Annotated in this window: 6 protein-coding genes; 2 read left to right on the top strand and 4 right to left on the bottom strand. The window is 47.3% G+C overall.

Translation table 11 applies throughout. From position 1 onward, the window contains the following. Window positions 1–77: 77 nt before the first annotated feature. Window positions 78–2,453, bottom strand: coding sequence for a TIM-barrel domain-containing protein (locus DXD65_RS13690; protein WP_057253911.1), 2,376 nt, complete (start codon window positions 2,451–2,453; stop codon window positions 78–80). A 256-nt stretch (window positions 2,454–2,709) separates the two neighbouring features. Here DXD65_RS13690 and DXD65_RS13685 point away from each other — a divergent pair, with 256 nt between their 5' ends. Continuing rightward, complete coding sequence (locus DXD65_RS13685; protein WP_057253913.1) at window positions 2,710–6,621, top strand: two-component regulator propeller domain-containing protein; 3,912 nt, start codon at window positions 2,710–2,712, stop codon at window positions 6,619–6,621. Window positions 6,622–6,626: 5 nt separating this feature from the next. On the opposite strand, the gene DXD65_RS13680 is transcribed toward DXD65_RS13685, so the two are convergent. From DXD65_RS13680 to DXD65_RS13670, 3 genes are read right to left on the bottom strand one after another with little or no spacing between them, the layout of a single operon-like run. Next, entirely contained in the window at window positions 6,627–8,357 is a 1,731-nt protein-coding gene (locus DXD65_RS13680) for a glycoside hydrolase family 9 protein (RefSeq protein WP_005831000.1), read from the bottom strand. A 40-nt stretch (window positions 8,358–8,397) separates the two neighbouring features. Then, the gene (locus tag DXD65_RS13675; protein ID WP_233556143.1) at window positions 8,398–10,272 is read right to left on the bottom strand and encodes a hypothetical protein; all 1,875 of its coding nucleotides are present in this window, start codon (window positions 10,270–10,272) and stop codon (window positions 8,398–8,400) included. 23 nt (window positions 10,273–10,295) lie between these two features. Further along, window positions 10,296–11,549 (bottom strand): AGE family epimerase/isomerase, encoded by a 1,254-nt coding sequence (locus DXD65_RS13670; protein ID WP_044469000.1) that lies wholly within the window; start codon window positions 11,547–11,549, stop codon window positions 10,296–10,298. A 339-nt stretch (window positions 11,550–11,888) separates the two neighbouring features. Here DXD65_RS13670 and DXD65_RS13665 point away from each other — a divergent pair, with 339 nt between their 5' ends. Next, window positions 11,889–14,423 carry a glycoside hydrolase family 9 protein gene (locus DXD65_RS13665; RefSeq protein ID WP_117887729.1) on the top strand — a complete coding sequence of 845 codons (2,535 nt, stop codon included), beginning with the start codon at window positions 11,889–11,891 and terminating at the stop codon, window positions 14,421–14,423. The last annotated feature ends 46 nt before the right edge of the window (window positions 14,424–14,469 follow it).

Genomic DNA, 14,469 nt, shown 5'->3' with positions numbered 1-14,469 from the left:
ACAGATTTCGGTAACTATATCCCTTTCTCTTCCATACCGACAGGGGTGAATTCAATATAGATTTTCAAAGATTAAGTTCAGAAACTCAGGGAAGTGCCTTCAACCTGGTTCAACAGTTGCGGTTTGGCCTTTCCACAATCCACTTTCACAACCTGAATACGGTTGTCGGCAGGTAGACAAACCAATCCTTCTGCCTGCTTCTTGTCAGCACTGTATACCTTCAGGCTCATTTTACTCCAATCCATCTCAGCAGTGGACTGCGCCAACTTCAGATGAGGAAGTACCGAACCGTCACGTACCAGCATGATTATCGGCAGACTGCCTGCTTCAATCCGGTGCCATCCGCCTTCGTAGACTTTCTCTGTCTGGTAGTCTATCCATTTTCCTTCGGGAAGGTAAACTGTGCGGCCCGTCATACCGGATTCAAGCAAGGGGGCAACCAGAATCTGCGAACCGAAGAGATACTCGTCATCCACTTTCCATGCTCCCGGATCATCGGGGAATTCTACAAACAAGGCTCTTAGCATCGGTAAGCCCTTTTCTGTACATTCCTTAGCCTGAGCATACACATAAGGCATCAGACGGTACTTCATCTCCGCACTCTTGCGGAAGACATCCTGCACACGCTTGCTGTCGTACAACCACGGCTCTGTCGGAGGTGCCCCATGCGCGCGGGTATGGGAAGTAAGAAAACCGAACGGTATCCAGCGGCAATACAAGTCCTCCGGAGTGGATTTTACAAAGCCGCCCATATCATGGCTCCAGAAGGAGAAACCGGACAAGCCGAAGGACAAGCCTGCACGAAGCGTACCCAGCAGACCCGTGTTCGTAGTTGCAGCATCACCGCCCCAATGCAATGGATAACGCTGGGAACCAGCCCATGCGGCACGTGCCCACATTATATTCTCGTTGTGCAACTTCTTGGTTATCTCGGACACTGCCATATCATAACGCACCGGATAGAGGTTATGCTCATACCATCCGCTCTTGCCGGAAGCGTAAATACCATTCAGTGGAGCAGCCTCGCCAAAGTCTACTTTAATGGCACTGACACCGATATTCAGCAATCCCGCCAGTTTGTCCTGATACCACTTTACTGTTTCCGGATTGGAAAAATCAAGCACCACATCTTCGTAGGGAAGTTCACCATTTCCATTTTTCACATACATGTCTTTCTCTATCAGTTCAGAGAAATAACGGTTTTTAGGAGTGAAATAAGGCAACTGCCACAAACATACATGGAAACCTTGTGACCTCAAATCCTTCAACATCTGCTGTGGATTCTGGAAACGGTTCTCGGAGAATTTATAGTCACACTGCCAGTCCACATCAAACCAGCCGGTATCGAAATGGATAACATCGCACGGATACTTGTTCTTACGGATATTGGCCGCTACATCATAACCTTCCTTTTCACTGAAATAGGTAATACGGCTCATCCACGTACCGAAAGACCACAAGGGGGGCATGCCCGGCTTTCCTACCAAATCGGTGTACTCGTCCAGAATATCTTTCGGCTCGCCGAAGAAAACGAACAAATCCAGGTTCTCGTCACCCATGAACATTTTGTTCAGCCCAATATAGGTAGCACCAAAATCACAAGTCACGGGAGCGGATGTATGCATAAACATACCATATCCCCGGTTACTCATAAAGAAAGGAATCGGTTTGTACATTTGGTCCGTCTCAGGCCCTTGTGGGTCTGTAACGAACAAGTTCACCTTCTGTCCGGCCTTGTTCAGCCCAGTGGCAGACTCTCCGCAACCAAAAATCATTTCATCTGCAGTCAAGGTAAATACCGGATTGATGCGGCGAGCATTGTCGCTTCCCCGCTTCACAAAACAGAACGGCGTATATTTTACCTGCGTAGAGTCCGCGTCGCTCAAAGCGGCAGTCTGGCTCAAGATACGTCCGGCTTTATCCTTCAAGACGATTCTCCAAGGATTCTTGTTAATCTGAATGGTTCCATAGTCGCTGGAATAGATAATCTTGTCATTCGTCTCGATAACTTTCCAGCTTCCATCCCTGCCCGGTTCCTTTGCCAACATGATGGAAGCGGCAGGTTTGGGTTCCACCGGGGTCGTTAGCATACGGATACGTACCGTACGCGGAGTTACAAAGTCAATCTTGAATTTGAGGTTAGGGTCATTTTCATAGGCAGTGAAGGGGAAATCGAGCATTCTCATTTTACGGGGCTGTGCACCGTTGGTATTGAAGGCTTGGCGGGGCATCAGATGCCCGCGTTTCCAATTCACCAGCCCTTCACCCGACTTGGCATCGAATGACTCCAGGTGATCTGCAAAAAACAAGGTATTACTCAAGTCACGGAAATCGGTACTCATGTCCAGAGGTTGGTTCATCAAATACGAAGTACCGTCATTGACATGTGGCTGTGCCAACAGATTGCCACCGGCAAACAACAGCATCGCCACTGCTAAAAGTTCTTTCTTCATACTATTAGGATTTAAATGATCTCGCCTGCAAATGTATTTTTCTTAAAGGAAATACAGATGCCTTAAAAATGTCTTTTAATATCCGGTTTTGTTTCATAGAACCCATACAGGGCCATTGGAAACAAAATGCATACTATTTTTCACCAAACGGAGGATATCATCCCACACGAATACGCAAATCTTTCCTTGCTCGTTCGAAGGATTATATTTAAGTTTGCAGTTACAATATTGTTAATCCTTCTAATAAAGAAAATACATGAAACAACTGCTCCTATTCCTTATATGCAACCTGGCCTTCCTCCTTACTGTTCAAGGTAACTCAGCGGAAATCCCGCCGGCTGTCATGTTCAAGCAGCTCTCTACAACAGAAGGACTCTCCAACAACAGTGTCCGAAGCATCTACAGAGACAATAGGGGATTCCTCTGGGTGGGGACAGAATCAGGACTCAACAAATACGACGGCTACTCCTTCCAGCAGTATTACCAGAACAACTCCGACCTGCCGGACGATGCCATCAGCGAAATTTTCGAAGGACCGGACGACAATGTATGGATAAGGACTTCCAGCGGCTACAGTATCTATAATTATAAGACCGGTGAATTCGACAATGACTATAAACCCATACTCGATGGGCTGCAAATCCCCAGTAAAAACATTCTGAGGATGGGAAAAACATCCAAGAATGAGTTTTGGGCCTACGACTATTCCAAACTTTACATACGAAGCATGGACAACAACTCCATCAAAGCCTATCCATTGGCAGTTGAAAAGATTTCAAACCTCTATATAGGTGTCCAGTTCATTTATATAATGTACTCCAACGGTACCCTATACAGTATCAGCAAGCAGACTTCCGAAGTCAAGGAAATAGCCATTCCCACCATCTATAGACCTTTGCTGGAGAATCATGAGCCACACATTTACATAGACCAAAACGAAAGCCTATGGGTATACACCTTCCAAAACAGCCTACTTTTGCACAAGAACAGTTTTACACAGCAATGGGAGGACATCAGCCTGAACAATAACACTCACATACAGTACAATCGCGTGCAACGCATCCTCGACCTGGGAGACGGCAACGTATGGATACTTACCAGCCATATGGGGCTGTTCGTTTACAACACCCTGACCAAATCGCTTACCAACTTGGTGCACAATCCATTGAAACCGCACACCATTGCCAGCAACAATCTGAATACCATTTACCGGGACAAAGACGGAACCATATACATAGGGAATTTCAAACACGGTATTTCCTATTATAGCCCCATGTCCCAAATCATACTATGCAACAAATCCCTGGAATATGATGATATCCTGACCTTCTGCGAAGACACCAGCCAGGAATACATTTACTACGGAACAGACGGTACGGGACTAATCCGACGTTCACTAGTGACCGATTCATACGAAAAGATAGCAACTCCCGCCAATATTGTAGTCGACTTATCCATCGACTCCAAAAACCGCCTATGGATAGGCACCTTCCAGAAAGGACTGCTATGCTACTCGAAAGGGCAAATCAAACAATACACAGTAAGTAACAGCCAGCTTCTCGAGAACAATGTGTATACAGTAAAGGTAGACAAACACGGATACATCTGGATAGGTACCATGAAAGGATACATACAGAGGTTAAATCCGGAAACCGGGCAGTTTGACACCATCTTGTACCGTCCGGGAGAATTCTTTGTCCGAGATATGTACTATGATAAAGACAGTACCCTTTACGTAGCGACCAAAGGAGGACTCATTATCATCGATACGGAAACCCAAGCCTATAATATCTACGCCGAAGCCGGCCGCTTCAAGGAGAACAATATGCTCACTGTCTATAAGGACAGCCGGGACCTTCTTTGGATAGGACATCCACACGGACTGAGTATATGGAACCAGAAGAACGACTCCATCTACTTCCTTGACCAGAAAAACGGACTTGCCGCCAACCTCGTCAGAGCCGTCACGGAAGACAACAACAACCAGATGTGGATTGGTACCGGCAACGGCATCTCACGAATCAAAATAACAAACGGTACATACGCCATCGTGAACTACTCCGTAAGCGACGGACTGATATGCAACGATACCAATGTCCACGCCATCCTCAAGCTACAGAACGGCAATATACTGATAGGCACGCCACAAGGTTACCAGACTATCATTCCACAAGACATCCTGACCACAAGTTATGATGCCAATATTTACCTTACCGGTATTGAGCTCAAATCCGGAATGACCCATCCGGACATCCTGAACGGCAGCTCACTTGAATGTGCACAACATCTTTCCTTCACTGAAAAGGAAAATTCATTCACTCTGTCCTTCTCTGCCCTCGACCTGGTGGAAACGGATAAGATAAAATATGCCTATAAGATTCATTCCAACTGGATTTATGCTGAAAACAACAAAGTAAACCTATCCATGCTGACTGCCGGAAACTATACTTTATCCGTCAAGGCATGCAACTCACAAGGCATATGGAGCCCCAACGTCAAGGAACTGAAAATAAAGATACTCCCTCCTTGGTGGCGCACTTGGTGGGCTTATACCATATATAGCGGTATCGTTTTGTGCATCCTTCTGTCCATTATCCGCAATCTGCGCTTACGCCAAAAGCAGAAACAAATCATGCAGGCCATCGAGGTGGAAAATGAAAGGCAGCAGAAAATCAACAATATGAAACTGCAGTTCTTTGCCAACATAAGTCACGAACTGCGGACCCCCTTGTCACTTATCATCAATCCGCTTGAAGAGTTTTTCGTAGACCATCCCGAATATCGTAAAGGCATTCTGGATATGGTCAAACAAAATGCCGACTATCTGCTGGAACTGATTAACCAACTGCTGGATTTCAGAAAGCTGGATGCCAAGGCTGAAACCCTGAAATGCAAACATGACAACATCCTTATCATTCTGAGTGAAATATTCCACTCTTTCGATCCGATAGCACAGAAACGGAACATCAGCTATAGCCTTACCGCTCCACAACATTCTGTATTCATGGATTTTGACTATGACAAGATACGCAAGATATGCACAAATATCCTGTCAAATGCATTCAAGTTCACTCCCAATAAAGGAAGCATCTCACTGGATATTGCCGTAAGAGGCACAAATCTGGAACTGACCTTTACCGACACCGGTTGCGGCATAGAGGATGAAGCCAAGGAGAAAATATTCCAAAGATTCTATCAGTCGGGCAAAAACCAGTCGAACAACGGAGGCAGCGGCATTGGACTGCACATTGTTTCCGAATACGTAAAGATGCATCAGGGTACTGTCTGTGTCAGGGATAACCAGCCTTGTGGTTCTGTATTCCTGATTGCCCTACCCCTACACCAGAACAGTAATGAAACCAAAAACGGAGAACCGGTCGAAGGACCGGAAATAAAAGAAGAATCCCATCCATTCACCATACTACTCGTAGATGACAACTACGACTTCTTGAAATTTCTCTCTGAAAGTCTTGCCAGGCAGTATCATGTATTAAAAGCCACAAACGGAAAACATGCACTGAATGTACTGGAAAAGGAAGATATTGATTTAGTGGTCAGTGACATCATGATGCCCGAGATGGATGGTCTGGAACTATGTTCAACCATCAAGAATGACATACGCTACTCCCATATCCCCATTATCCTCCTGACAGCTAAGGCAAGTGAAGAACACCAATTGGAAGGGCTTAGCGTTGGCGCAGACGACTATATCACCAAGCCTTTCAATATGGAAGTCCTCAAGCTGCGCATCAACAAGATTATCGAGATGAACGTCAAACGTCAGGAAATATTCAATCAGGACATTAAAATCGAGCCAAGCCGTATCACCATCACTCCCCTTGACCAGCAGCTGGTGGAAAAAGCCATCCAGATTGTAGAGGACAATATCAGCGAAACCGAGTTTTCCGTCGAGGAGCTTGCCAGCAGCCTGAATATATCACGCAGCTATTTCTACAAGAAAATGATTAAGATAACGGGAAAGAAACCCATCGAATTCATCAGGACCATCCGTATGAAACGTGCACAACAACTCTTGACAGAAAGCCAGATGCAAGTTTCGGAAATTGCATATACCTTGGGGTATAACTCCCCCAAGATATTCTCCAAACATTTTAAAGAAGAGTTCAACATCAGCCCATCCGAATTTATAAGGCAGCAGGCTGAATAGAAACATTATTTTGACATCAAAGCATCCAACGAAGACACCAACGCCACCAAAGCAGCACTCCAATTAATGGCTATTTCATTGGAAGCATACGAACCTTCCACATCTGCATAAGACTCATCCGGCAGATTGGAAGGATAGGGTACACCGTCTTGTTGGCCAGGATTGGGACCGCCAACAAGGAAACCGGGAAGAGGTGCCTCTATATCATCCGATGCAGAAAGACGATGGTGCGGATACAGAGGACTTTTCATCCCGAAACCGGTGACATAACAATATCCCGTGGCATTCTTTCCTAAAATGTAGTCCATATTGCGGTAGGCGTTCGTCAGGTACGACTTCTCACCCGTAAGCAAATAGGCGCAAACCAGTGAAGTGGCTTGGTTAGCACACCCTTCGGCAAGGCATCCCCAAAAGAAATCTTTGGCATCGTTGCCGTAAGGAGCGTGGAAAGGAGAGCGGTCAGCACCCCGCACAGCCTCGGCAGCATAGTCCAGTAGCAGGTCTTTCATGGCATTTGCCAACTCCACGTCTTCACCCTGATATTCCCTGCCCGGTTGCAGCCAGGCAAACACGCCCAACGCAGTGGTATTGCCCCAAGAAGGAGTCTTATATGCAGTGGGCAGATGCTTCTTCACTTGTTCCCGGTAAACGGGCTTTCCCGTAGCAAGATAGAGCTCGGAAGCCGCCCAGAAGAATTCGTCATCGGCACTACGATCACCGTAAGCTCCCGTAACCACGGCAGGTTGATATTGCTTGTTGAGGAGGTCCTGATGATAGAGCGCTTGCGGATGCGCTTCTGCCCAGGCGTAAGCACGTTCGGCAGCCTGCAAAGCCACTTCCGAAAAGCCAGGATAATCCTCTTCGTAAGGAGCAAACAACACGGAAGCTTGCGCTAAAGCCGCAGCATAGTCCAATGCCGCCGTTACTGATTTCTGAACTACATAACGGGGCTGCTTACACTCCGTAGGCTTGATAAATCCCTCGAACGAAGGGGTAGTCAGCTTGTGGTAGACTCCTCCGTCGGCAGGGTCTTGCATGGTCAGCATCCATTTCAGGTTATAGTACATCTCGTCCAGCAAATCGGGCGTGTGGTTTCCGCTTTCCGGGATGTTCACCCGTTGACGGATAAAATAGTCAGGAAAGCGGGCATAAATCGCCTGCATCAATCCGATGGAATAAGCGGAGTTCACAATGTACTTGTTATAATCTCCGGCATCATACCATCCTCCCGGAGAAGAAATCACCGCTCCCGCCTTACGTTCCGGCCCGGCAGCATTGGGATGTACCAGCACCTTGTCATCTGGATGGCCTGCCGGACGGCTCCACCGACCCGCATAAGTCGCTTCGATGGGCATACCCGTACGTTGGTAATAGAAAGATTTCAAAGCGGCATCGGCCAAAGGGGACAGCACCTTTTCCTTTACTTCGAATGCCACTGAATCGCCGTTAACCAACAGAAGATATCTTCCCGGTACCGTGATGTCACTGAAATCCAATATTGTCCTGCTCCTATCCGACCAAGCGGATGAAGCGGTATATCCAGGTTTGCCGGAAAGTAGCCGATTGCCCGTGGCTGCATCTACTATGGTAAATTCACGTACCTCACCGGCATTCACCACAGCTACTTTTTCCTGCTGGGGATAATACCCTAACTGATTCAAACGTACAGTTTCTGAAGGATGCCCTAAAGTGGCCATTCCTCCCAGAACTGTAAACAGACATGTAGTTATATTCATATCACTATTCTTTATATATTAATATTATTCCATTTCAAAATTATTTATCCGACAATAAGGTAATGAAACTGATAGCCGGCAAGTGTACCCGTACCAGTCCATTCTCCACCTTCACTGCAGTTTCCTTCATGCAGTCTTTTGTATTGGTCACATAGACTTTCAGTTCCTTCACTTCTGCAGGGATACCGGAGATGACAGCCTCGCAATCCGCCCCATTATTGACCATATGGACGGCATATTCCCCACGCACCATATTTCCGAAAGCCGCACAGTTTAGTTTTTTCTTGCTGCTACTGACCGGAATGGCCAAGGCATCGGCCGGAGTGGAGGCCAGCTGCTTAATGTTCCAGAAACGTTGTGTAGGACGCAAAGGACCTTTGGAGCCATAAATGCCGTCTCCCCACAACAACGAATAGTCTGAAGTGAGCTGCCACTGCAAGATGGACAGTGGTTGGCAAATAGCACAAATACGCGTATACAGATTGATTTCATAAAGTGCAAACGTCGACTCATTGAATATCTCGGCATAACCATGAGCAGCGGCATCCGTACTACCCTCACCAACCAAGAGTGGTACATTAATCGCTTTGGCAGCATCCGCCCACTTCCTTAACGTAACATCATCACAACCACGCCATGAATGGAAAGAAACTGCACCAATATACTTATGAGTCTCAGGATTGTTCAAAGCAGGAAGGATGAAATCAAAAGTCGTAGCATCCGAATTGTCGCCAAGCAGCATACGGGTAGGAAGATTCAACCCTGCCAGATAAGCACCGAATTCCTGAATGAAATCTGCATGCTCCTGCGGCGTGTGAAGGACATCAATACCCAAATCCGATTCGTTGAACGAGAACATGGAGAACTCAATACCATAATGCTGTTTAGCATACAACAGATAATCTGCCATGGATTTATAAATCTTCTCCTTTTTCCGGCTATCCAGACGATAAGCAATGACACCACCTTGACGGGCATAACTTGCAGGACCTCCGTCAATGGCCCATGCAGGCGGAAACCAACAGCTTAGTATTACCGGCATTCCCATCGCCTTCAAGCGCTTTGCCATGAGGAGACTTTCCTCCACCCGCTTGTTCAGTCCCCCATTCTGTGCCACGGCAATAGGATCGGATTCTTCTTCGGGTTGCCACAATCTCCACGGAAATTCTACACGACCATAAGCTACACGCAAGTTTTCCAGACAGTAATCTATCACTTTAGGGTCGGCAACAGGATTCTGCAGGCGGAAATTCCCTCCAAAGCCTGCAAACAGACTTCCCGGGTTCTGCATATCCAATATAATTTCCGCGTCACTGTGATCTATCACTCCGGAAGCATGCAGTTCCATAGACAATGCTGTTCTCCCAGCCTTTTTCAGAATCGGCATCAGCGAGATATACACAACAGTACCGGTAGACTCTTTTTCAACCGTGGCCTTTACAGAGTTATTGAACTTGAATTCCAATTTCCTATTGGCCGAAGTAACGGTCAGCTTCCTGCCACTTGTCCTTACTTTGGCATCAACGTAGTTTTCCGGACTTAAAGCAATACAGTAATAGGCTGTCTGGTTCAAAGTCGTGTCCGACAGCGCATCAATAGAAATCTCCACCAAGCCTTTTCCCTTATCAGTCACTTTCTGATGGAACTTTACACCTCGCAGAGTAGTCGTCACTTCCTGCATATCCTCCTCACGATGGAAAACGGGACGGACCTGCTTCTCCTTTCCAGTAATCTCCATATCTCCTTTCAAGGTTCCGACACGCAGGGATGACTCAAAGTCTATCAATTCACCGTCTACACGGACACCCGTGATATTGCTCCATGCCATCACTTCCGTCTGGGCAGAAAGCGGCAGAGATAATATACCACACAGCAATACAACTATTCCAAACTGGAAAATTCGTAAATTCTTCATAATATCAAATCTATAAAAGGTTGTCATTTCAGTCTGGTATCAATCTCAAACCCCATACGGCTGTTATGATAGGGACAATTCCACATACTTGCTTTAGGCTCCTTGTAGCGGGGAGTTCCATCTTCCAGCACCGTTCTGAACCATTCACCATACTCCTTGTCTATCATCCGTGATTTGATGAAGTTCCAAGTGCGGACGGCACTGTCCAAATAAGATTGTTCACCAGTCAGTTGCCAGGCATTGATACAACCGACCACAGTTTCCGCCTGGCACCACCAGGAAGCATCCTTCCTGATTTTGTCCTTATGCCGTTCGTACATCATGGCGCCCATCGGGTTGATGCCCTCTTTCAAGGAGGCGTCTGCAAGTTCCAATGCTACCTTCCTGCACCTCCCGATAACCTCCGGGTCACCCAGAGCCTCTGCAGCTTCCGTCAGCAACCAGGAAGTTTCGATGTCATGCCCGTAAGAGTCGATGTCATCCAGATTGTTCCAATTCGAATCACAGTACAATATCAGGTGATGTGTTTGTGGATTGTAGAGCTTGGTTATTATCAAATCTATTACTTTTGTAAGACGTTCGCGTAGGCCATTATCCTTCCATACTTTATATAAAGCTGTGTATGCCTCCAATACGTGGATATGGGTATTCATTGTTTTGGTGGCAACGCCATCTCCATCATATCCCAGCTTTTGGGGAACTCCCCATTCGCGGGTGAAAGATTCTATATAACCATCGTTTACGGGGTCTTTGATTCTGCTCTCCATGGTCCGGTAAAGTTCTATGGCTTTTTGCAGGCTTTCATTGTTGCCCGTTGCTCTAAAATGTTCGGACAAACCGTAGATAGCATAAGAGCAGCCGTAAGTCTGCTTGTTCGTATCCAATGGGGTACCGTCCGCTTTTATCAGCCAATATACGCCTCCATACTGCGAATCAATGAAGTGGTCTATGAAATACCGTTGCGCCCTGTCAGCCAATTTACGGTAGGCAGTATCGCCATACATCCGGTAGGCGGTTGAAAAAGTCCAAAGGATGCGGGCATTCAGTACACCACCTTTGGGAGCATCCGCTATCGGGGCACCGTCACGTCCCAATGAACCATAAAAGCCTCCGGAAGAATCTACGCTGTATCTTTCCCAAAAAGAGAGGATATTCTCTTTCAAGTCCGAGGTTATTTCATCTTTTAAAACCTTGTCTACGTGTGACTGTGCTTGCAGGAAAGGTGTAACCAGCAACCATACTGTAATCAGCAAAAAAACGGAAAACATACGTTTCATAATATAGCGATTTAAGGAATTAATCATAGTTACATTGCAAATGTACAAAAAAACAAGTTGCCACTACTCACTACCATCCTTTTTCAATGGATACAATTGGTTCCGATAAAGGCTGTTTTTGGGTACTGAGTCCTTGTTTTACCAGACATCAGCTTTTATTAGCTCAAACGTTGGTATCTGGCAGTTCAAACACCATTGTATGACAAATATAACAATGAATATCATAAAAATAGAGGAAAAAGACACATTTCATAACGTTATTGGCTACAAACAAAAGCCATCCGTTTCCTTTTTAGTCCGTATATTAGTAGAAAATTTCGTAACTCAAAAATAGATACTATGAGAAAGAAACATTTCCTATTTGCATCAGTCTTGGCACTGCTTTGCGGCAGCAGTACGCTGCATGCGCAAGACTTCAAGCTGACATCCTCCGGTTATTTCAAGAACCAGGGAGTCGACGTCATGGCTTTTGATGATATCTATCCCGAAGGACACCAAGGAGGGGTATGTATCATCATGAACGGACACCGTGTGGCGACGAATGGAGATATCCGTCTGGAAGCCACACCCGGACAATGGCAACCCGTACCGAAACAGCTCGACCGGAAGCTCGGTGACAACAGCATCACCGCCACGCTGTGCTATCCCGACTCCTCACGCCATCTCACCGGATTCAACCCGATGATTTACCCGGACCTCCACCTTATATATACGGTAAACGTGGAAAGCAAAGGTAAAAACATAGAGGTGACCGTAGATCTTGACCGCCCCATTCCCCAGGAATTCATCGGAAAAGTGGGCTTCAACCTTGAATTCTTCCCGGGTTCCCTCTTCGGCAAGCCCTGGATTATGGACGGTCAGAGCGGCATCTTCCCGCAACAGCCCAACTCCCCCCTGATGACAACCCAGCCCAACTATCTGCATACAGGAAACTACCATGACGGCAAAAAATCGCTGGCAGACATGGACAAACTGATAGGAAAAGGTTACAGCCCGATTGTGGCAGACGACATCATCAGCGAACCTTATGCCAAAGGAACCAAGTTCACCTCCCGGCCCGATGACCCTTACAACAAAGTTACCATCGAATCATTGAGCGGTGACCTGCAACTGTTTGACGGGCGTATGAACCACAACAACGGCTGGTTCGTACTGCGCAGCAACATAAAACCGGGTGTCACCAAAGGTGCCGTCAAATGGATTATCACTCCGAACGTAGTGGTCGACTGGATGTATCAGCCGGTTATCCAGACTTCACAGATAGGTTATCATCCCACTCAGGACAAGGAAGCCGTCATCGAAATGGATATACGTGACAACAGAAAGGAAACGGCACAAATCATCCGCATTGATGCCGACGGCGAAAAGGTTGTCAAGAACGTCACTCCTGCCAACTGGGGTAAATTCTTGAGGTATAACTATCTGAAAGTAAACTTCACAGATGTAAAGGAACCGGGGCTTTATAAGATTAAATACAATACCTCCGTGTCTCCCATCTTCCGCATCGACAATGACGTATATGCCCGTGGCGTATGGCAACCCGTACTGGAATACTTCCTTCCCGTACAGATGTGCCACATGCGCGTCAACGAGAAATATCGCGTATGGCACGACTGCTGCCACATGGACGATGCCCAGATGGCACCGGCACACAATCATATCGACGGCTACGACCAGAAAGAGGGCCTTTCCAAGTTCAAACCGGGTGAAGTGGTTCCCGGAGTGAACATAGGCGGCTGGCACGATGCCGGAGACTTTGACCTCCGCATCGAATCCCAAGCCGGAGAATCCTATATCCTGGCACTGGCCTACGAAGCTTTCCGTCCGAATCTCGACGTGACTTCCATCGACCAAATCAACCGCGTGACGGAAATTCACCAGCCCGACGGCAAGAATGACCTGCTGCAACAAGTAGAGAACGGCGCCCTTACGGTAGTCAATGGCTACTTGGCACTGGGACGTCTCTACCGAGGAATCATCTGCAACGACCTGCGCCAGTACGTACTTCTGGGTGATGCCGCCGCCATGACCGACGGGAAAATCGGTAATGAAGACGACCGCTGGATATTTACGGAGGATAACCCCGGACGGGAACTGTCGACAGCTGCCCAGCTGGCTGCCGTATCACGTGTATTGAAAGGTTTCAATGATACATTGAGTGTGCATTGCCTCGACATTGCCCGCAAAGTATATGCTTCTACCGGAAGCGGCAACAACAGAGCCTTGTTCCCCAAAGTGCAGGCAGCCGTAGAGCTGTACCTCACCACCGGCGAACAACCCTATATGGACTTCATTCTGGACAACCAGGAGCTCATCATCAAGCAGATAGGCCGCATCGGCTGGTACACGGCACGTGTGGAAAAACTGTTCGCACAGATGAAGAACAAGAAAGCCAAAGCCTTTTCAGCAGCTTTCCGCAAAGCTTTGACCGGATATGAACAAGAACTGAACAAACAAGTGCAGGAGACTCCCTATGGCGTTCCCTACCGTCCGAACATCTGGGGTGCAGGCTGGGATATACAGCGTTTCGGCTTCCAGCACTACTTCCTGACAACCGCCTATCCGGAAATATTCCCGAAAGCACCGGTATTCAATGCCCTCAACTTCATCCTCGGATGCCACCCGGGCTCCAACCAGGCTTCCTTCGCCTCGGGTGTCGGCGCACAATCGGCCACTGTGGGCTACGGACTGAACCGCGCAGACTGGTCGTACATTCCCGGTGGGGTCATTTCCGGCACGGCGCTTATCCGTCCCGACTTCCCGGAACTCCTCACGTTCCCGTTCCTCTGGCAGCAAACTGAGTATGTGCTGGGAGGAGGTTCATCCCACTATATGTTCCTGGTACTTGCAGCAGAACAGTTGCTGAAACAATAAGAAAGACAGAGGGGGGAACAAAACCCTCTGGATGTTTTCTTTTAGG

Origin of the sequence: Bacteroides sp. 4_1_36, from assembly GCF_003466325.1 — a bacterium.
GTDB lineage: Bacteria > Bacteroidota > Bacteroidia > Bacteroidales > Bacteroidaceae > Bacteroides > Bacteroides uniformis.
This window is presented reverse-complemented; position numbering and strand designations above follow the sequence as displayed.

Bases quoted from the DNA above. Each gene is read 5' to 3' on its own strand.
- DXD65_RS13690 (WP_057253911.1), bottom strand. From the start codon at position 2,453: ATGAAGAAAGAACTTTTAGCAGTGGCGATGCTGTTGTTTGCCGGTGGC.
- DXD65_RS13685 (WP_057253913.1), top strand. From the start codon at position 2,710: ATGAAACAACTGCTCCTATTCCTTATATGCAACCTGGCCTTCCTCCTT.
- DXD65_RS13680 (WP_005831000.1), bottom strand. From the start codon at position 8,357: ATGAATATAACTACATGTCTGTTTACAGTTCTGGGAGGAATGGCCACT.
- DXD65_RS13675 (WP_233556143.1), bottom strand. From the start codon at position 10,272: ATGAAGAATTTACGAATTTTCCAGTTTGGAATAGTTGTATTGCTGTGT.
- DXD65_RS13670 (WP_044469000.1), bottom strand. From the start codon at position 11,549: ATGAAACGTATGTTTTCCGTTTTTTTGCTGATTACAGTATGGTTGCTG.
- DXD65_RS13665 (WP_117887729.1), top strand. From the start codon at position 11,889: ATGAGAAAGAAACATTTCCTATTTGCATCAGTCTTGGCACTGCTTTGC.